14 protein-coding genes are annotated in these 20,842 nt (G+C 39.1%); 6 read left to right on the top strand and 8 right to left on the bottom strand.

The genetic code is table 11. From position 1 onward, the window contains the following. Nucleotides 1–69: 69 nt before the first annotated feature. Together galK and ASE92_RS10125 are read right to left on the bottom strand one after the other, a co-directional pair. The gene (gene galK / locus ASE92_RS10130) at nt 70–1,221 is read right to left on the bottom strand and encodes a galactokinase (RefSeq protein ID WP_056849965.1); all 1,152 of its coding nucleotides are present in this window, start codon (nt 1,219–1,221) and stop codon (nt 70–72) included. Nucleotides 1,222–1,234: 13 nt separating this feature from the next. After that, nucleotides 1,235–2,290, bottom strand: a complete 1,056-nt coding sequence (locus ASE92_RS10125; RefSeq protein WP_082455022.1) for a UDP-glucose--hexose-1-phosphate uridylyltransferase — start codon at nt 2,288–2,290, stop codon at nt 1,235–1,237. A gap of 133 nt (nt 2,291–2,423) precedes the next feature. On the opposite strand from ASE92_RS10125, the gene ASE92_RS10120 reads away from it, so the two are divergent. The 6 genes from ASE92_RS10120 to ASE92_RS10095 are packed head-to-tail and all read left to right on the top strand — an operon-like array spanning nt 2,424 to nt 10,786. Then, the gene (locus tag ASE92_RS10120; RefSeq protein ID WP_056849964.1) at nt 2,424–3,125 is read left to right on the top strand and encodes an NUDIX domain-containing protein; all 702 of its coding nucleotides are present in this window, start codon (nt 2,424–2,426) and stop codon (nt 3,123–3,125) included. A gap of 48 nt (nt 3,126–3,173) precedes the next feature. Next, complete coding sequence (locus ASE92_RS10115; protein ID WP_056849963.1) at nt 3,174–3,851, top strand: response regulator transcription factor; 678 nt, start codon at nt 3,174–3,176, stop codon at nt 3,849–3,851. Beyond that, entirely contained in the window at nt 3,851–5,200 is a 1,350-nt protein-coding gene (locus ASE92_RS10110) for a HAMP domain-containing sensor histidine kinase (protein WP_056849962.1), read from the top strand. The genes ASE92_RS10115 and ASE92_RS10110 overlap by 1 nt, the downstream gene beginning before the upstream one ends. A 56-nt stretch (nt 5,201–5,256) precedes the next feature. After that, nucleotides 5,257–6,528: a TolC family protein gene (locus ASE92_RS10105; RefSeq protein WP_235527333.1), complete on the top strand. Its 1,272-nt coding sequence runs from the start codon at nt 5,257–5,259 to the stop codon at nt 6,526–6,528. A gap of 5 nt (nt 6,529–6,533) precedes the next feature. Beyond that, nucleotides 6,534–7,631: an efflux RND transporter periplasmic adaptor subunit gene (locus ASE92_RS10100; RefSeq protein WP_056849961.1), complete on the top strand. Its 1,098-nt coding sequence runs from the start codon at nt 6,534–6,536 to the stop codon at nt 7,629–7,631. A gap of 26 nt (nt 7,632–7,657) precedes the next feature. Further along, complete coding sequence (locus tag ASE92_RS10095) at nt 7,658–10,786, top strand: efflux RND transporter permease subunit (RefSeq protein WP_056849960.1); 3,129 nt, start codon at nt 7,658–7,660, stop codon at nt 10,784–10,786. A gap of 159 nt (nt 10,787–10,945) precedes the next feature. Here ASE92_RS10095 and msrA read toward each other — a convergent pair whose 3' ends face one another. The 6 genes from msrA to ASE92_RS10065 form a co-directional block, all read right to left on the bottom strand. Then, nucleotides 10,946–11,437 carry a peptide-methionine (S)-S-oxide reductase MsrA gene (gene msrA / locus ASE92_RS10090; protein ID WP_056849959.1) on the bottom strand — a complete coding sequence of 164 codons (492 nt, stop codon included), beginning with the start codon at nt 11,435–11,437 and terminating at the stop codon, nt 10,946–10,948. 21 nt (nt 11,438–11,458) lie between these two features. After that, entirely contained in the window at nt 11,459–12,253 is a 795-nt protein-coding gene (locus ASE92_RS10085; RefSeq protein WP_056849958.1) for an SDR family NAD(P)-dependent oxidoreductase, read from the bottom strand. A gap of 83 nt (nt 12,254–12,336) precedes the next feature. Continuing rightward, nucleotides 12,337–14,415, bottom strand: a complete 2,079-nt coding sequence (locus ASE92_RS10080) for an FUSC family membrane protein (protein WP_056849957.1) — start codon at nt 14,413–14,415, stop codon at nt 12,337–12,339. Nucleotides 14,416–14,854: 439 nt separating this feature from the next. Continuing rightward, nucleotides 14,855–17,680, bottom strand: coding sequence for an FAD-binding and (Fe-S)-binding domain-containing protein (locus ASE92_RS10075; protein ID WP_056849956.1), 2,826 nt, complete (start codon nt 17,678–17,680; stop codon nt 14,855–14,857). A gap of 175 nt (nt 17,681–17,855) precedes the next feature. Beyond that, complete coding sequence (locus tag ASE92_RS10070; RefSeq protein ID WP_056849955.1) at nt 17,856–18,392, bottom strand: DUF3347 domain-containing protein; 537 nt, start codon at nt 18,390–18,392, stop codon at nt 17,856–17,858. A gap of 1 nt (nt 18,393) precedes the next feature. Continuing rightward, the gene (locus ASE92_RS10065; protein WP_056849954.1) at nt 18,394–20,841 is read right to left on the bottom strand and encodes a zinc-dependent metalloprotease; all 2,448 of its coding nucleotides are present in this window, start codon (nt 20,839–20,841) and stop codon (nt 18,394–18,396) included. Nucleotide 20,842: the final 1 nt, after the last annotated feature.

Below are 20,842 nucleotides of genomic sequence, written 5' to 3'. Positions count from 1 at the left end.
AGTGTGAAATTAATTGCAACCAGAATAAATAAGGCCTATATTATTTAAACCTTATTTATCAACTAAAATTTAAGTAACCAACTCGGATCCATTATCTGTTTGTACCACGTAGGCATCAAGTTCCAGATTGAATCGCTTTTTATAGTCTATTTTCGCCCGAACAATCAGTTCGTCAATAGCTTCATCTTTTACAATATTGATGGTACAGCCTCCAAACCCACCTCCCATCATTCGTGCGCCAAGAACAGCATTGTCATTTTTTACAAGTTCTACCAGAAAATCAAGTTCAGCGCAACTCACCTCATAATCTTTGCTCAGGCCTTCATGGGTTTGGAACATCAGATTACCTAAAGCGGCAAGATCGCCATTTGCAAGTTGATCAGCAGATTTCACTACTCTTTCAATTTCTTCTACTACGAAGTTACATTTCTGGAAAACCTCTAAACTTTTTGGCTTAACGTATTGCTCAAGCATAACTCGGTTAACATCCCGTAAGCTCGTTACACCCGCAACAAATTCGCTTACCCATGCTACCCCTTGTTCGCATTGCGATCTTCTGGTGTTGTATGCCGAGTCGGACAGTGAATGTTTAACATTCGTATTTAATAAAACCAATTTATAGCCATCTAACTTAAGGGGGATGTAAACGTATTTCATCGAACGGCAATCCAGCATTACGGCATAATCTTTTTTACCAAAAACGGAAGCAAATTGATCCATAATCCCGCAGTTCACGCCTGCAAAAACATGCTCCGCTTTCTGTGAGATTAGCGCCCTATCCATTTGAGAGATACCGAGGTTGTTGAGATAATCAATGGCAAATACAGTAGCACACTCCAATGCAGCAGAAGAAGACAAGCCAGCTCCTAGCGGAACGTTACCATCCAAATAAAGATTAAATCCACCAAACTTATAACCTCTCTTCTTTAGCTGATCTGCAACACCTAAGATATAGTTTGCCCAGCCTTTGCCTGATTTCTCAATGCTTTCAATACTACAGTGGTGAAATTGCTGATAGCTTTCTGAATAAAGATGGATTTCGTTATCTGTCCGTTTAGAAACAGCAACATAAATGGCTTTGTTTATGGCAGCAGGCATCACAAAGCCTCCATTGTAATCGGTATGTTCGCCAATAATATTAATTCTACCAGGCGATTTTACAATGATTGGCTCCGCTTGAAAAAGGTTTTTGAAGGAAGCTTTTAGTCGTTCAATATCCATAACTGATTTTTTTTTAGTTTTGGGTTAATTTATAGTGTGTAGCCGGCATTTCTTTTAGCCTTTTGGCGGCAAACTCTGCGGTGATATCTCTTTGAGGACTAGCCAACATTTCGTATCCAACCATGAACTTTTTTACCGTTGCTGAGCGTAACAAAGGAGGATAAAAATGCATATGCCAGTGCCATTCAGGAAAATCACCACTATTTACCGGCGACTGATGCATTCCAGCTGAGTAAGGAAATGCGGTTTCAAAAAGATTATCATATTTCACTGTTAAGATTTTAATCGCATCTGCCAACGACTCGCATTCTGCTTTGGTAAAATATTTAATGCTTGTGATATGCCTTTTTGAAATGATCATCGTTTCATACGGCCAAACTGCCCAAAATGGAACCACTACCACGAAATGTTGATTTTCGTAAATGATTCTTTCTTGTTTTTTCAGTTCAAGTTTTAGGTAGGCTGATAATAAGCTCTGGCGATGTATGGCGTAATAGTTTTTTTGTCGTTCGGTTTCTTTTGCAATTTCTGCAGGAATATCGCTTTGAGCCCAAATCTGTCCGTGTGGATGTGGATTGCTGCAGCCCATGATCTCACCTTTATTTTCAAAAATCTGAATATATTTAATCCATTCAAACTCTGATAAACTATCAAATTCCTTTTGCCATAACGAAACCACAGCCGATATTTCCATGGTTTTCATTTCGGGCAAGGTTAAGTTATGTTTTGGACTGAAACTGATTACTTTACAAAGCCCTTTCTGATTTGTTGCTACCAATAAATCCTCTTCATTGAATATTCCTTCTGGTGTATTTTCCAAAAGTGCAGAGAAATCGTTTTTGAACACAAAACTCTCGGTGTATTCGGGGTTGGTATCTCCATCTGCCCTCTCATTACCTGGACATAAATAACATTTCTGGTCATATTCAGGCCTATTATCCGGTGTTAAATCTTCTAACTTGCCTTGCCAAGGGCGCTTGGTACGGTGAGGAGATACTAACACCCATTCTCCGGTTAAAATATTTAACCGCGTATGCGGGTTAGAATCTAGTTCGAAATTGTTATCCATTTGAGTTAAAAATTTTAGAAAGATTTGAACAAAGCTATTCATAATATATTAAATGTCAAAACGACAATTAATAATTTTGTTAATATTTTATATTTTAGTGGAAATTTAAATCATCACCCGATAATTACTAAACATGTTAGAATATTCTAGTCAACCTCATTATTTAGTCGCTGTAGATTGCATTGTGTTTGGATTTGACGGAGAACACTTGAAAATTTTACTCGTGAAGCGAGGCTTGGAACCAGAAATCAATAAGTGGAGTTTAATTGGGGGCTTTGTGGGCAGTAACGAAAGTCCGGATGAAGCCGCTCAACGTGTTTTAAAAAAGAATACTGGCTTAGAAGGAATTTATCTGGAACAATTGCAAATCTACGGAGAGCCTGCCCGAGACCCGATCGAGCGAACGTTTTCCGTTGGTTATTTTGCATTGATTGATATCAATAAATACAAAACGCAACTAAATGATGATTACCACGCGGAATGGTTTTTGATTAGCGAGCGACCTAAACTCATTTTCGACCACGACAGGATGGTGGGAGATGCGAGAGAAAAATTACGCTATAAAGCAGCCTTGCACCCTATTTTGTTCGAAATGTTACCTAAAAAATTCACCATTCCTCAGTTACAAATTTTATTTGAGGAGGTAAATGATACCAAGATTGACACCAGAAACTTCAGCAGGAAGATCAGCTCAACGGGCTTACTGATTAAGTTGGAAGAAAAAGACAAATCAGGTTCTAAAAAAGGCGCCTATTATTTTAAACTGGATAAGAAAAAATATCAGGCAAACCTTCAGGCGTTTTTAAATCTGATTCCAAACCTAAAACCTCTTTAGCCACCATCACTTTAATCCCAATTTAACATCATATCACTATTTTTGTAAATGCTTAAAATAGGAATAGCTGAAGATGATCCAAAAATTGCAGCATTGTTGCAAACTGCCCTGGAAGAAAACGGCTATCAGATAACTGTTGTTTCCAATGGAATTGATGCGTCGGAAAACTTCGGTCAGGAACAGTTTAACCTGCTAATTATCGACATTATGATGCCGGGTTTAAGTGGCATCCAGGTTTGTAAACGCCTTCGCGAGAAAAACATCCAGACTCCTATCCTAATGCTCACCGCTATGGGTACCGTTGATGATAAAGTTACTGGTTTAGATGCTGGCGCTGACGATTATTTGGTCAAACCTTTTCATTTGAAGGAACTGCTGGCCCGTGTTTCTGCACTTCTAAGACGACAAACTTCTTTAGAAAACGTTCCAAATCATCAACTTATTTTCGAGGATTTGATAATGGATACCTTAAGCAAAGAGGTAAGCAGGGCCGGGAAAATCATCGACCTCAGTGCCAAAGAATTTGTTTTATTAGAGTTGTTTTTACGAAATCCCAACCGCTTATTATCCCGTCGGTATATTGCTGAAATAGCCTGGGATATTAATTTCGATACGGGGACAAACGTAATAGACGTTTATGTTAATTTTCTGCGAAAGAAAATAGACAAAGACTTCGACAGAAAATTAATTCACACTAAAATAAACATGGGCTACATTTTTAAATAATGAAAATAAAAGATCGCATTGCGTTGTATTTTACTTTGATCAGCACTTCTTTGCTTTTCGCGGTGCTTTGCGTAGTGTATTTTACTTTCATGAAATTTCTGCAGGCTGATTTTTTTGAACGCCTTACAGATAGAACTATGGTTACGGCGAAATTGTATCTGGAAGCCGACGAAATTAGCAGAGATGCCTTAAATGAGGTGCGGCATAAATACCTGCAGAAGTTAAATGGTGAAGTTACCCGTATTTACGACTATAAAAATAGGGCAACCTTTATTGGCGATTCCGCACAATATTGGACAAAAGCTACAATAGAAAAGGTTAGAAAAAACAAACGCCTAAAATATACAGATGGAGAGCGGCAGGTTGTTGGCATTTATTACAAAGATAACCAAGGCGATTTTGTTATTCTGGCTTCAGCAACCGACCAGGGCTCTCATGACAGGCTTGTAAAGCTTTTGAAAATTATGGTTTTTGTTTTCGTAATGATTTCCATTATCGTTTTGCTTTTTAGTAGATGGATTGCTGAAAAAATGCTGCAGCCATTAAAAAAGTTTATGACCGAAGTGAAACAAATTGGCTTGAAAAACATGGAATTTAGAGTTGAAGAGCGCAACACAGAAGACGAAATCGGTCTTATCGCAAAAAACTTCAATCAATTGATGAACGAGTTGGAGCAGGCTTTTATCCTTCAGAAAACTTTTGTTGCGAATGCTTCGCATGAGTTGCGCACACCCGTTACGAGGATGATGATGGCAGCAGAACTGGCGCTATCTAAAGAGCGTGATAGTGATTCCTATCAAAAAGCGATTCAATCCATGCTGGATGACGCAGAAAAGATGGACCATATTATTACCGGATTACTGGCCCTGGCAAAAATGGATGTCGAATTGATTCAGTCACAGCTTTCTCCTGTTCGGGTAGATGAGCTGTTGATAAAAATTCAGCAGGAATGGCAGCAGCAAAAAAATCTAGAGATTGAAATAATAAACAATTTGGCAGGCAGCCAACCCCAGGTGTTGGCAAATGTTGTATTGTTACAAATCGTGTTTGATAACATTATTTCAAATGGTTTTAAATTCTCCGACAACAAAAAGGTAACCTGTGCACTGCAACCAAATGCTGAAAATTTAGTTATCGAAATAAGTGATCAGGGAAAAGGAATTTCTGCGTCGGAGCGAGAAGAAGTTTTTAAACCATTTTACACCCGCTCTAAAGAATTGGGGAAAACCGGGGAAGGAATGGGCTTATATATGGCTCAAAAAATTATAAATCTATTTAAAGGAAAAATTGAGATTTCAAGCTCAAGCACTCAAAAAAGCACCTTTATTATTACCCTGCCTTTATTTTAATCCGCTTTTAATTTCGATTTAATTCATGTTTAATTCGGCAAAGATAGTTTTGCCGCATGATGAGAATAAGTATTTTCCTACTTTTTATAATTACTATTTCTACCAAGGTAAGCTTTGCACAAACTGACTCTTTAAAGCTGAATCTAAAGCAAGCCGAGGTTTTTTTTCTGAAAAATAATTTTGACCTATTATTACGTAGTTATGAAATAGATGCAGCTAAAGCCGAAGTAATTACGGCAAAGCTTTTTGATAATCCAGAGCTAGAATACGAAAATCTTTTTTACAACCACGAAACAAAGAAATTCCTGCAAACATCCTTTGAATATGGCCAATATGCGGCTTCAATTTCTCAATTAATTAAACTCGCCGGCAAGCGAAACAAGAACATTAAGCTTGCCCAAACAGGCGTAAAATTGGCGGAACTGGAATATTTCGATTTGATACGCACACTTAAGTATGAGCTGCGCAATACTTTTTACAAGACTTATTTCTCCGCCCAAACAATAAAGGTTTATGATGACCAGATCAAATCGACTGAAAGCCTTTTAAAGGCGTACGATTTGCAGTTGAAAGCGGGTAATATTGCACTAAAAGATGTAATCAGAATAAAATCATTAATTATTGGTTTAAAATCAGAAAGGGTAAACCTGCTGAATGATTTAGAAGATCATTACAAAGACTTGCGGTTACTGTGCGGCCTGGAACCTAATGTTTCCCTGGTTTTAGAACTTCCAGAAAAAATGGAAAAGGATATATCATTAAATCAAATCCCCTATTCCAATCTGCTCGACTCTGCCAGAACACACAGGGCAGATTTAAAACTTGCCAAAACTGATCTGGAATATAACGAACTCAATTTAAAGCTTCAAAAAGCAATGGCCATTCCTGATGTTGAAATCTCACTGGCTTATGATTTAAAAGGCAATTACCCTGAAAAATATACGGGTTTAGGTCTAAAGATTCCTATTCCATTATTCAATAGAAACCAGGGAGAAATTAAAAAGGCAAAGGTTGGAATTGATGCTGCTACTTCGAACATAAGAAAGCAGGAGATCTTACTATCGAACGAGGTTTTTAACAGCTATCACACTGCTTTGAGAAATGAAAAACTTTCTTCAGAAATCGATCCTGCCTTCAATGGCGAATTTGATAAACTGATCATTGGGTTAATCAAAAACTTCAAAGAAAGAAACATCAGTTTGATCGAATTCCTCGACTTATATGAATCCTACAAGGAAAATATCCTGCAAATAAACAATCTGAAATTCGAAAGAATGAGTTCGAGAGAGGAATTAAACTACGTTACTGGTACGAACATTTTCAAATAACTAATATGCAAACCATCCACAAAAATATCATTAAGGCCTTTCTATTCACTTCAGTAAGTTTCGGCTTTGGCTGTAGCGATAAAAAAGCAGTGCCTCCATCTGAAAAATTTGCCATTACAGATTCGCTGTTGAACAGGCTTACTATCGACACTGTTCAGCAGGCAAATGGCAAAGCAGACATTATATTTTCTGCTAAAATCACAGCCAATGAAGATCGAAAATCAGAGCTCTTCCCCATGGTCAGCGGATCTGTAAACCGAGTAAATGTGCGTTTAGGTGATCAGGTTAAGGCAGGACAAACCCTCGCAACAGTAAACAGTGCTGAAATGGCTGGCTTTGATAAAGAAGTAATTGCCGGCAAAGCTGAACTTAAAACCGCAGATAGAATCTTTAAGCAAGCCGAACAACTTTATGAAAGTGGTTTATCATCGGCTAAAGAATTAGAAGAAGCTAAAAACGATTATCAAATTAAGAAAGCGGAGTTGAAAAGGGCCAATTCTGTTTTAAAAATAAATGGAGGAAGCAGCACGGGTTTATATGCCATAAAATCGCCATTGAATGGCTTCGTAATCGAAAAAAATGTTAACGATAATATGCAATTGCGTGGCGATAACGACAAAAGTTTATTTACAGTTGCCGATCTTTCTAATGTTTGGGCAATGATTAACATTTACGAATCGGATATCTCAAGAGTGAAAGCTGGCGATGAAGTGAATTTGTCGACCCTATCCTATCCGGAGAAACCTTTTAAGGGAAAAATAGACAAAATTTACAACCTGATAGACCAAGATAGTAAGGTTATGAACGCAAGGGTTGTCATTGCAAATCCTGATTTTTTACTGAAGCCAGGTATGCTCGGTACGGTAAAGGTTTCAGCTAGTTCAGGTGTAAATTTACCTGTGGTAAACGCTAGGACGGTAATTTTTGATGAGAATAAAAATTATGTTTTACTATTAAGCGGCGATAATAAAGTCCGCATTCAGGAGATCGAAATCGGCCGCAAAACTGCCGACAAGATCTCTATCAGCAAAGGTGTGAAAGCTGGCGATCGCGTCATTGCTTCGAAACAAGTTTTCTTATTTGAAAACCTGAAAACCCAGTAAAACCCCTCCAACATCAAACTTTAATCATGAACAAATTCATTAAAAGTATCATCGGCTTTGCGCTGAAAAATAAATATTTTATATTTTTCGCCACATTCATCCTCGTCCTTGCCGGTTATTTCAGCTTCAAAAGTACCACGATAGATGCGTTTCCAGATGTTACCAATACCAACATCACTATTATTACGCAGTGGCCAGGCAGAAGTGCGGAGGAGGTAGAGAAATTCGTAAGTCGGCCGTTGGAAATTGCCATGAATCCAACCGAGAAAAGAACCAGCATTCGTTCATCATCATTATTTGGATTATCGATAGTTAAAGTGAGCTTTGAAGATGATGTTGATTATGCCGAAGCGAGGGTTCAGGTAAACAACCACCTGGATGAGGCCGATTTGCCAGAGGGAATTCAGCCTGAAGTACAACCGCCATACGGACCTACGGGAGAAATTTTTCGCTACACTTTAAGCAGTGATCAGAAATCGGTTCGGGAGTTGAAAACATTGCAGGATTGGGTGATCCAGCGTGAGCTCCTATCCGTATCGGGCATTGCTGATGTAGTTAGTTTTGGTGGAGAGGTAAAAACCTACCAAATCACAGTTGATCCTCAGAAATCAATTCAATATGGCGTAACCGCTACCGAACTTTTTGAAGCTGTTTCAAAAAGCAACATCAACGTCGGTGGCGATGTTATTGTTCAAAGCGGGCAGGCCTACGTGGTGCGTGGAATTGGCGTACTCAACAATATAGATGAAATTAGAAACGTGGTAGTGGATAACGTAAATGGAACTCCGGTTTACGTAAAAACAATTGCCGAGGTTGCAGAATCGGCTTTGCCGAGATTAGGTCAGGTAGGTAGAGATTATGATCCGGATGTGGTTGAAGGCATTGTGGTGATGCGCAAAGGTGGCAATCCGAGTGAGGTAATTGCCCGTTTGAAAGAAAAGATCGATGTGATTAACGGTTCCATCCTACCCGATGATGTGAAGATTAAGCCCTTCTACGACCGTGAAGATCTGGTTAACTATTCTGTACACACAGTGATGGGAAACATGCTAGAAGGAATTCTATTTGTTACTCTGATTGTTTTCCTCTTTATGGCCGATTGGCGGACCACGCTGATCGTATCAATCATCATTCCGTTAGCGCTTCTATTTGCATTTATCTGTCTTAAACTGAAAGGAATGCCTGCAAATCTGTTATCTATGGGGGCGATAGATTTCGGGATCATTATTGATGGTGCAGTTGTAATGGTCGAAGGAATTTTTGTTACCCTGGATATGCGGGCGAAGAAGCTGGGCATGGATCGGTTTAATAAAATGAGCAAGCTCGGATTCATCAAAAAAGCCTGTATGGAAAATGGTAAGGGAATCCTTTTTGCCAAACTGATTATCATTACCGGTTTATTGCCGATTTTCACTTTTGAAAAAGTAGAGGGCAAAATGTTTTCTCCACTCGCCTGGACACTGAGTTTTGCGCTTTTAGGTGCGCTTATTTTAACTTTTACACTGGTGCCCGCAATGGCGAGTGTATTATTGAAGAAAAATGTAAAAGAAAAACACAATGTTTTTTTGGAATGGATGACTAAAGCCACTTTAAGATTCTACGATGCCTGTTTCAGTAAGAAAAAACTGGTTTTTTCCATCTCTATTATCGTGTTGCTGCTGGGCGCATTTAGCTTTAAGTTTTTAGGAACCGAATTTCTGCCGAGCTTGGATGAGGGTTCTATTTACGTTCGGGCAACAGGACCGCTGAGTATTTCTTTAGATGAAACCAAAAAGCTTTCTAATGATATGAGAAAGATTTTTTTGAGTTTTGAAGAGGTTAAACAGGTCATGTCGCAAACTGGCCGACCGAACGATGGTACCGATGCAACGGGATTTTACAACATGGAATTTCACGTCGATATTTATCCACGGAAAGAATGGAAAAGAAAACAAAGCAAAGAGCAGCTAATCGAGCGGATGCAGGAAAAGCTCAAAATATTTCCAGGGGTTAGTCTTAATTTTTCGCAACCCATTTCTGATAATGTGGAAGAAGCCGTTTCCGGCGTCAAAGGATCTATTGTGGTAAAAATGTTTGGTGAAAACTTCGAATTCATCGAACAGGAAGAAGAAAAAATTGAAAAGATTTTAAAAACAGTTGAGGGAATTGAAGATCTCGGAATTTTGCGCAACCTTGGACAGCCAGAATTACAAATTAACCTCGACCAAAAGAAAATGGCGCTTTATGGGGTGAGCACTGCCGATGCGAACGCGGTTATCGAAATGGCAATTGGCGGTAAAGCAGCCACGCAAATTTATGAAGGTGAGCGAAAGTTTGACCTTATTATTCGTTATCCGGAAGATTTCAGGAATGACGAAACTTCGATCAGCAAACTAAGGATACCGACTTTATCGGGCTCAAATGTACAACTTGGTGAAATATCGAGCATCAGAAAAATCACCGGACCAAGTATGATTTACCGCGATAAACATAAACGTTACGGCGCTATTAAATTTTCCATCCGTGGCCGAGACATGGGCAGCGTAATTGCGGAAGCACAACAAAAGGTAAATGCCCAAATAAAGCTTCCTAAAGAGTACAAACTAGAATGGGCTGGAGATTTTGAAAATCAGCAACGAGCCATTTCCCGATTATCGAAAGCCGTTCCAGTGAGTTTGTTGCTAATCTTCTTCATTCTGTTTGTCCTTTTCGGAAATATCAGAGATGCTTTGCTGGTATTAAACAATGTTCCATTTGCCATGATTGGTGGAATTTTAGCTTTGTTGTTTGCAGGTGTAAACTTTAACATTTCTGCAGGTATCGGCTTTATTGCCTTGTTTGGGATCTGTGTACAAAATGGAGTAATTCTGATTACCCGTTTCAAAACCAATATTACCGAACTGAAACACCACGAAACCTGGACATTTACCGATGCCATGAGAGATGGTATTGCAAGCAGATTCAGACCAGTTTTAATGACCGCTTTAATGGCGGCGATTGGATTAATGCCCGCTGCTTTATCTACCGGAATTGGATCTGAAGCATCGAAACCCTTGGCCATTGTTGTAATTGGAGGCTTAATTACCAATACGCTTTTCAACCTTTTTGTTTATCCGATTGTATTTTACTGGTCGTACAAGAAGAAAGTTGAAAAGATTAATCCTGCACAGGCATAGAAGCACAAAGCCTTTCGGAACCCGAAAGGCTTTGTTGATTAAAATAATTTTTTTCTAATATTGTCATTTGAGCTCATTTAAACATTGCTTCAGGAAATTTTAATAAGTCCTTCTAGAAGGTCAGGATGACATTGATGTTTTTGATACGCCCGCTGCTTGTTAATCCAGTTTCCAATCTGGTCTTTCAAAGTGGCAGGTATAACCATAAGGAATTTTTTGCAAGTAATCCTGATGATCTTCTTCCGCATTCCAGAAATCTCCGGCAGGAACAACCTCTGTAACAAACTTTCCAGGCCATTTGCCCGAATTTTCTAGTTCCTGAATCAATTCAATCGCCGTATTTTTTTGATCCTCACTCAGATAAAAAATCGCCGAACGATAAGATGTACCTACATCATTCCCTTGACGGTTTTTTGTTGTCGGATCATGAATTTGAAAAAAATACTCCAATAATTTCCGATAGGACATTTCTTCAGGATTAAATACAATTTCAATTCCTTCGGCGTGGGTGCCATGGTTTCGGTATGTAGCATTCGGCACGTCGCCACCAGTATAACCCACTACTGTTGAAATTACGCCTGGTTGATGGCGGATCAATTCTTCTACTCCCCAGAAACAACCTCCTGCTAATATTGCTTTTTCAGTATTCATACTTATATTATAATGTGTTATTTACAAAATTGACCGGATTAAGCCGCCTTCTACACGTATTGCCGCCCCGTTTGTGCCAGAAGCCAATGGACTAGAGTAGTAAGTTACTGCATTGGCAATTTCACTTACATCCAAAAACCGCTGGATTAACGAAGTTGGACGCATGTTTTTAAAGAAATCCTCCTCAACTTCGGCGATACTGATATTCCCTTTTTTTGCTAAATCTTCAATAAAACCGCCAACACCTTTGGATTTTGTCGGTCCTGGAAGGATCGAATTCACGGTAACATTTGTGCCTTTGCTTAGCTCAGCTAGACCTCTGCTCACACCCAATTGAGCGGTTTTAGTCATTCCATAATGAATCATTTCATCAGGAATGAACACAGCAGACTCACTGGAAATGAAAATGATCCTGCCCCAATTGTTTTCCAGCATCTTTGGAAAAATATGACGTGATAAACGAATTCCGCTCATCACATTCACTTCAAAAAAGCGTAACCAATCTTCATCACTAATTTGTTCAAATGATTTTGGTTCGAATATCCCAGCGTTATTTATTAAAATATCAACCTGTGGCAAAGCAGCGATTAAATCATTCACCTCCTCTATTTTTGAAAAATCAGCAGCAATTCCACTTACCGCGTTACTTCCAGTGGTCTTTTTCAAATCTTCTACGGCAGTATCAACAGTATCTTTCGATCTTCCGTTGATAATTACAGTGACCCCTTCCTTTAAAAAACTTTCGGCAATAGCATAACCAATACCAGCTGTTGAACCGCTGATAAAAGCTGTTTTATTTTTTAGATTTAAATCCATTTTGTAACTCCTTTAAAAACGTAATAATAACAAATACGTATTGAATCTGTTTATGCGAAAATGCATATTGATGTAAAATTCAATTAGCTGATTTTGTAGCGCTCGTTAAGGTTAGCAGATAAGGATAAAATGATAAGTAATTTTTGATACAATGCATTATTGCCAGCTGCTTCGCCGATGGACTGTTGATTAGATTCAAGTCTATTAGTAGAACTTTCCAAGCTTAAGTTCAGATTGAAATAAATCTCATTAAACACCTGATTGTTAATATCTTGATTTACTCTTTCTCCTGATAAAAAGATAGAAGTAACCATGGCATTAACTTTATAAATGATCACCTGCAACTCGTAGAAGTTTTTCAAATCTGTTGACGCCTGCTGAGGTTCCTGACTGGCAGATTCGATTGACTCGGACAAGCTTGACAGGCTAAGGTTTGCATTCTTGCGTGCTAGTCTGGCCGCATTTTCACCCTGATTAGATTCTGTTGTGGCGATCATAAAGTACTTCAAACTGGCATCTGCTGCTTCCTTTATCTTTTGATGTAGGTTTTTGCTGTCCCAGATTGGAAAAAGATAGGTAGCCATAATTGCTATGGCACAACCGATAGCAGTATATAGAATTCTATCATGCACAATATGATCAAAATGACCATGATAACTCCCTAGAGTAAGAATAACTGCAGGCGTAATGAAGAGCACGCTAATGGTATAATTGATTCTGTTAAAAGCATAAAAACCAAGCAGACAAATTTCCGAAATACACAATAGAACTGCCGGACTTTTAATGATGTAAACCAAAACCAAACCAATTACAATCCCCCCTAAACTGCCTTTAAGTCTTTGAAAATTTCGTTTCCAGGTGATGGAAAATTTAGGACGGGCGACAATTACCAGCGTTAGAAACAGCCAGTAGCTATATTTACTGTCTTGAAATTGACTGATTAAGATAAAACCAAAAAGAAAGCAAATCGCCATTCGCAAAGAAAAGCGAAAAATCGGGGATTTTAAAGTGAGATGATCGCTCAAGGCAAAACGGTCGGAACTTAAAAAACGAGGAAAAGCGATTTTTTCGCGACCAGCTTTGTGATGCGCAATAAAAGTTTGTTTATTACGAATGGAAGCTATAATATTGCTGATCTCGTCGACGTTTGCTAAGACATTTTTAACAAATTCTGTTTGAATTTCAGTAAGCGCTGGAATTTTTTGGATCAAAAGTATTCTACTTTCTAAAAACCTGCTCACCTCTGTTGATGAACTTGGTCGATTATTCTTTGAACGGATGTGCTGCTCAAGCGCTTCAATTTCTTCTGCAAGTTCAGCTATCAAACTGGCAATCAACGGCAGCACGTCAGTTCCCGCTAAGGTTTGCCTCACGTTTTCGTAATCGAAATGCACTGCGTTAAGTTGCTCATACAAATCAATAAGAAAGCCGGCCCTCGCCAGCAAAATTTGTCCCTTGCTATTTCCCGGATCCATTGCATAGCGATCAGTCAAAAGCAAATTCCGGATCAGTTCGTGCTTTTGATTAACACGAATATGAAGTTTGATGATTTCCTTTTGTTGATGATCCAGCGGGATACTAGGATCATAATTTTTAGCTTTTGCCTTTAAAAATTCGGCACTAGCCATCAGGCATTCAAAAATAGCGTGATTCAACGAACGATACGGTCTGATGAAGGTTTGAATCAAACTGATCATATAATACCAGATTCCTCCAAGTAACATGTAGCCACTAAAATAAATTGGCCGTGGCGGATGAAGCCCCATTACGAAGGCACATACAATAAGCGACATGGTACCTATCAAACCAATTTTTTGACCGTAAACACTTAAAAGTGAAAATGCGAAGGCCAGAAAGGTTATAACAAGTGCTTTAAAAATAGGATAATCTAACACCTGTGAAACCAGAAAAGTGGTAAATGAGAAAAACGCAAGACTTAGTAAAGCCGTTCTAAACTTGTTAAACCGATTATCGGGCAAATCGGTTAAACTAATGAGCAATGCTCCTACGCCAATACCGGTTGCCGCCTCTCTATTTCCAAGATAAAAGAAAAATATAATGGGAATGATAACTGTGAGCGTAGTGCGCAGCGCATCTGAAAAATATTCTCCAAGAAAAAAATAGGTGATAGATGAAATTACTCGTTTGCCTTTAGTAATCAAGATGAATATGAATGATTTTGTTAGTACTGCAAAGATAGCTCATCCATTCGTTAATCAGCGAAACATTGCTTGAAAGAAATACTTCCATAATGAAATATCGGTACTTCAAAGAAGTGTAGAATGACTTGAAGCATAGACCTGAAATTGTAAATAAGTCAAATATATTGTTTAGAGATCGATCTGAGTAATTTGCCAGGAAACTTAAACAACACTCGCTTAGGCTAGGAAAGCAAAAAAAAAGCAGATAGTGTTGTACTATCTGCTGCTCCTCTCTAGTGATAAATCGTCCCGATGATTTAATCTACAGTACAAATTTAAAGGGAATAGGATGATTTCAAAAAGGGTATTACTACCCATATAAGAAATTAAGTACGCTTAATTTTATCTTCAGATAGCAAAAAACCGATGAATAATAAAGTATTTAAAGCAATAGAAAAAGTTAAATACAATCTGCCAACAGGTAGATAATAGATTCATAATTTTTCCCGACCGCCTCAGACATTGCTATTTCGCAGGTTTTACCTGATGAATAATAGCCTTCATAGTTATCTTTTTTTACTTCTGTTGCCTCAGGTAGTGTAGCAGAAGCTGTAAGTTCAGGAAAAAGAAACCCACGATCGCCGGCCATTCCACAACAACCCGAATGAACAGGTAGCAGCACTTCATTGGCCAGTTGCTGAGCAATCTTTATGAATTTGCCTTCTAAACCCATTTTTTGCAAGGAACAGACCGGGTGAAGCGCAATCTTATTTTTCTTACGTACCACATTTGCCCTTGGCAATAAATAATCCAAAATATAGTCTACACTATCAATTATGGTTAAAGCATCATATTTAACCTTGCTATCCTCAGTTAAGGAAGGGTGACATTCTTGAAGCGTGTAAGTACACGAAGTAATGTCTAGCACAATTGGATTCTTACCACCCTCACTCCACTCCCATAATTTGTTAACAGCATCATTTACAGTATGTTTGAATGCATCATTAAAACCTTTTGAAGAGAAGATTTGTCCGCAACATGTGTTCTGAATATTTTGAGGAATATGGAAGTTGATATTTAGTTTTTCGGAAACTTGAAGAAATGTTTCGATGATGTTTTTTTGATCCGTTACGGCTCCACCCATAGTCCTGCTGATGCAGGTTGGGTAATAAACTACAGTTGGGGCATCACTAACAATTGATTTTGGTATGCTGTTGCCTTTTGAATGGGTTGGTTTTATTTGGTTCGACCAAAGCGGCACTCCAGAAATTATCTTTCTGGCGCCCTTGGTTAAGTTAGTCATGGCGTTTGCACCAAATACAGAATTCATCCCGGAGGCAACTTCAATGCCGAATTTAACAATAGAAGTTACCGGCTTAAAATTTTTGGCAACCATCAAGGCCAACCCGTTAGCAAATTTGCTATGGCTTTCTCTTCTCAAACGCTTCACTAACGAGCCGGTATTGATATCAACCGGACAAGCCGTTGCACAAAGGCCATCAACGGCACAGGTTTCCAGTCCGTCATATTCATACTCCTTAAGAAGCTCCTTGTAAGTAGCGTTATCGTTATTTCGCTTTAGCTTAAGTAACTCACGTCTCACTACGATCCGTCGTCGAGGAGTTAAGGTAATATTTCTGCTCGGACATTTGTATTCGCAAAAGCCACATTCCATACACTTATCAACCTCCTCTTCAACTTTAGGTAGATCTTTTAAGTTTTTGATATGAGCATGTTTATCTTCATTAATGATTACTCCAGGGTTTAGCAGATTCTGTGGATCAATAAGTTGTTTCAACGCCTTCATTACTTCGTAAATTCCCTCACCCCACTCAGTTGCAACAAATGGCGCCATATTCCTTCCCGTTCCATGTTCTGCCTTAAGGGCGCCTCTATATTTTTCAGTTACCAGTGTAACTACTTCATGTAGAAAACGATTGTAACGGTCAATTTCAGTTGCAGTATCAAATGCCTGCGTTACTACAAAATGGATATTTCCATCTTTAGCATGGCCGAAAATAATCGCATTGCTATACTCATACTTACTAAACAGCGCTTGCAGGTCTAAAATAGCATTTCCTAATTCAGCTACAGGCACAGCAATATCTTCCAGAATTACGGTTGTACCGCTGGCCCTAACAGAACCAACAGAGGGGAACATCCCTTTCCTGATCTTCCATAAAAATGCCTGCTCAATAGGATCGTTAGTAAACTCTGGTGCCAGCATAAGTTCAAGCGCATCAGCAACAGCAAGAAATTGTGCTAATTTAAAATCAATAGCAGCTTGCGTATGATCCTGATACTCGACCAAAAGTGCTGCAGCCTCCTCTGGTAACGACTTGAGAATTGCGGGAACACCTTTAATATCTTCAACAGAGCGGAGTGATGCCCGATCCATCAGCTCCACAGCTTCTGCTCCAGAATGCGTTAATGGAACAATTGCATTACAAGCGGCATAAATATTCGGAAAATACAGTAAAGCTGTGGTTTTCAAAGGATAATCCGGTACCGTATTAAGTACTGCTTCAGCAATAAATCCTAGCGTACCTTCCGCTCCAATCAAAATATGGGCAAGAATATCCAGCGGATGAGCATAATCGATAAAGGCATTTACCGAATAACCCACCGTATTTTTAGTTTTATACTTGTTTCTAATGAGGTTGAAAATTTCCTCATCAGATGTGATTTGCTCTTTTAACGTCAGGATTCCTGAGCAGATGTCTTTACACTCGTTTTCAAAACGAACATAATCATCCTTCTGCTCCGTTGAGTATCGCTTACCATTCGGTAAAACAAAGTTGATGTACTTAATGGTGTGGTAAGAATTTTTGCTCACGCCGCAGCACATTCCGCTTGCATTGTTAGAGAGTATTCCACCCATCATGGCGGAGTTAATACTGGCCGGATCTGGCCCAATTTTTTTAGAGTATTTTTTTAACTCTGAGTTGACGACAGCGCCTGTAACGCCTGGATACACACGAACTTGCTCACCACTGTTTTCTACCCGAACCAGATTCCAGTATTGGCTTAAATCGACCAGAATACCATCAGAAACCGACTGACCTGATAAACTTGTACCCGCAGCACGAAAAGTAATCGGAACGTTATGCTGATGGGAAAATCCGAACAAAGCGACCACTTCATCTATAGAAATAGGCTGAACAACTGCTTTTGGTCTCAAGTAATAAAATCCGGCATCTGAGGCATATGAAACCAGATCGATTAACCTGGTTTTGATTCGGTCTTCAGCAATTATTTTGCTAAGCAATTTTCCAATCTCGTTCATCTTTAATTCGCAATAGTCTTTCTAAAACAAAGATAGTTTAAACTATCAATCAGGTGCAACAACAAATTCCACGATTGGTAACAATATGAAGAGGAAATCCGAAAACTAAAAAGCTGCAGAAAACATCCGTTATTCTGCAGCAGTCTATCATTAACTATTATTTAAAATCTTTCTGTTATTTCTCCGCAATCACCTCTCCACAAGTCAGCATATTTTTAGGGTAATAAGGATTTGCGATTTTCTTTTCATCACTCACCCAGGTTGTTCCCATCATAGGGCATCTTTGCTGATAAAGAGCAGTGTTTGCTGGTTTATACTTTTCGATATTTGCCCAAAATTGAGTCGACAATTTTTCCATTAGCTTTCTCTGTTCGTTGATAGATGGGGCGACGGTGATGCTATCTGCAAGTGCTTTAATGCTTTTTCTGGCAACTGTTGCAGTGTTCATCTCCTCTAGCGTTAGTTTTTTAAACTTAAAAAGCGTAAGCGAATTAGAGAATTCTTTGGCATAGGCAGCTGTTTTTTTCTCATCAGAAAGCACAAGGCTATTTTTCATCCCTAAATAATTTGCGATTACTTCTTTTTTAAGTAATTCCCTTTTTTCTGCCAGTTCTGGAGTAGCTACTTCTTGTGCTGATGTTTTTACCTGGGCAGTTGCCGAAAAGCTAAAGGCAGCAATAGAAAGCAAACCTGTTAAAATGTATTTTTTCATGTTATGGATTTATGGTTGTCTTTTTAATTATTTTATCGATTTCGATGCGCATATCCTGCAAATGAAGGTTATTTATGCCCGTTGTTTGAGGGATGATTTCTTCTACCTTTCTTCTGATGGCTTTAATGTGCGCCAATGCTTCCAGCCGAACATCGCTCCGCTGGGCACCACTCATCATCTTACCATCTGCAACATCTTTTGGGTTGATGACCATACCTACTTTTTCTACATACGAACGTTGTAAATTCCTTAAGTAGGTATCCTGCTGAACATCAAGTGAAGGTTTTTTCCAAACTGTTACCATTAAATCATCCAGAAATTCGCTTACGGGATATGGATCAGCAGAGGTTAACGCTTTTTGACTTAGGTTATAGAGCATCCCTGGACTAAGAAACATATTTAACATCTGCGATTGCTGATCGGAAATTTGTTCCATCGGCTTTAAATCGATGTATTTAGCCAGATCAGCCGGGTACATCCAAAGTGGTGCCTCAAAAACCTGGCGACCAACATAACTCACCACGCTTTTCACTTTCTTTTTAGGAACCTCACTGTAAACCACTCCTTTTTCATCTACACTTCGGGTAGTTACGTAGCGATTGCCAATGTTTTTCATTACATGGTACAAATAACGACTGTATTGCTTAACAACTTCCTTGTGAAGTTCGGCCAGATTATTATACTGATCTCCAGGCTCGTATGTCCATTGTTTCAGATTTGCCACTACCCTCTTCAAATTCTTGATTCCGTAGTCGCTGGCAACAATGGCATCGTCACCTAAATCTTCCGATTGGCTACGTGGGTCTTCATCTTTACCTTCACCTCCGAACCATAATCTTGGGTTATTGGTGAGGGTATCGGTGGTCATCTTATCCAACAACTTTTCCTCTGCATATTCATCTTTCTGACCATCAAAATACCGGTAACCCCAGTTTATTGCCCATTTATCGTAGGCACCAATCCGGGCATAAATACCTTTTGGAGAAATATTGTCTTCAGGCTGCGCCACATAATTGAAGCGGGCATAATCCATGATCGAAACCGTATGTCCATTCTTTTCAACCCAACGCTTATCACGAAGTTTTTCTACCGGAGTTTGGCTGCTTGCACCCATGTTATGCCTTAATCCAAGCGTATGCCCAAGCTCGTGTGAGGAAACAAAGCGGATCAACTGCCCCATCAATTCATCATCAAACTGCATTTTTTGAGCTCTTTTATCTAGCGGACCAGCCTGAATCATATACCAGTTGTGCACCAGTTTCATCACATTGTGATACCAACCCACATGGCTTTCCATAATTTCACCACTGCGGGGGTCGCTAATTCGGGGACCATAGGCATTCGGCGTTTCCGATGCGTAATATCTGATCACCGAAAAGCGGGCATCCTCTAAACTCATCGTCGTGTCTGCAACAGGCCATTCTTTACCAATGATGGCATTTTTAAAACCCGCCTGTTCAAATGCTTTTTGCCAATCGTTTATCCCCTGGATTAAATAAGGACGCCATTTTTTTGGCGTAGCCGGATCTATATAATACACAATAGGTTTTTTTGGCTCAACCAAAATGCCCTTTTTGTACTTTGCAATATCTTCCTGCTTCGGTTCTAAGCGATAGCGTTGCACCAAATATTTGGTTTGCGTACGTTGATAATCATCATCAAAAAGGATGTATTTGTTATTGAAATATCCAACCCGCTCATCAGCAATACGCTTACGCATCGGCACTTTAGGCAAAAGGATAAAGGAGGTATTTAAACGCAATGTCACGGCGCCGGTTAAGGCTCCAGCGGGGATTCCCAAACCAGCACTTGCATATGTTTTGGTGGTTTTAATTTCGGTGTTAATCGGATAGCAGGATATCTTCTCAATAAAAGAACGATCGTCGGCTAAACTATTTAACTTTTTCGTTGATTTTTCATCTGCAGAAATAGAAACCACGGCCACGTCTTTCTTAAAAAAATCGGTTACATCGATTACATAATTCCCCGTAACAGGATTCTTAGCTTTTATATCGAAACTGGCCACAATCGGGCTTTCCTGCGATTGCATCATCGCTTGGAAGATAGGTCCATCGAGGCTTTTAGCTTCCTGGCGATATACAACACCTTTAAGAAACAAGTTATTGCTATTCCCTTTTTGAAAATATAATGTTTGTTCGTTCACTTTTTCACCACCGAAACTCCCAAAACCTTGAGGAGTGGTCACATATCGGGTCACGGCAAGCAAATATCTACCGAGCAAAGTATCAGGAATTTCAAAAAACCATTTTTGATCAACCTGACGAACATTGAAAAGTCCATCTTGCCCAATAGCACTGGCAGGGATAATTTTGCTGTATTCAACAGGAGCTTTTTTAACCGTACTATCGGGTTTTGCAACCGGTTTTTGACCAAATGCTGTTAAGGAGAGCGCAAATGAAATCGGAAGTAAAATTTGTTTAAAATTCATC

This window comes from Pedobacter sp. Leaf41 (genome assembly GCF_001422545.1).
In the GTDB taxonomy this organism is placed as follows: Bacteria; Bacteroidota; Bacteroidia; order Sphingobacteriales; family Sphingobacteriaceae; genus Pedobacter.
This window is presented reverse-complemented; position numbering and strand designations above follow the sequence as displayed.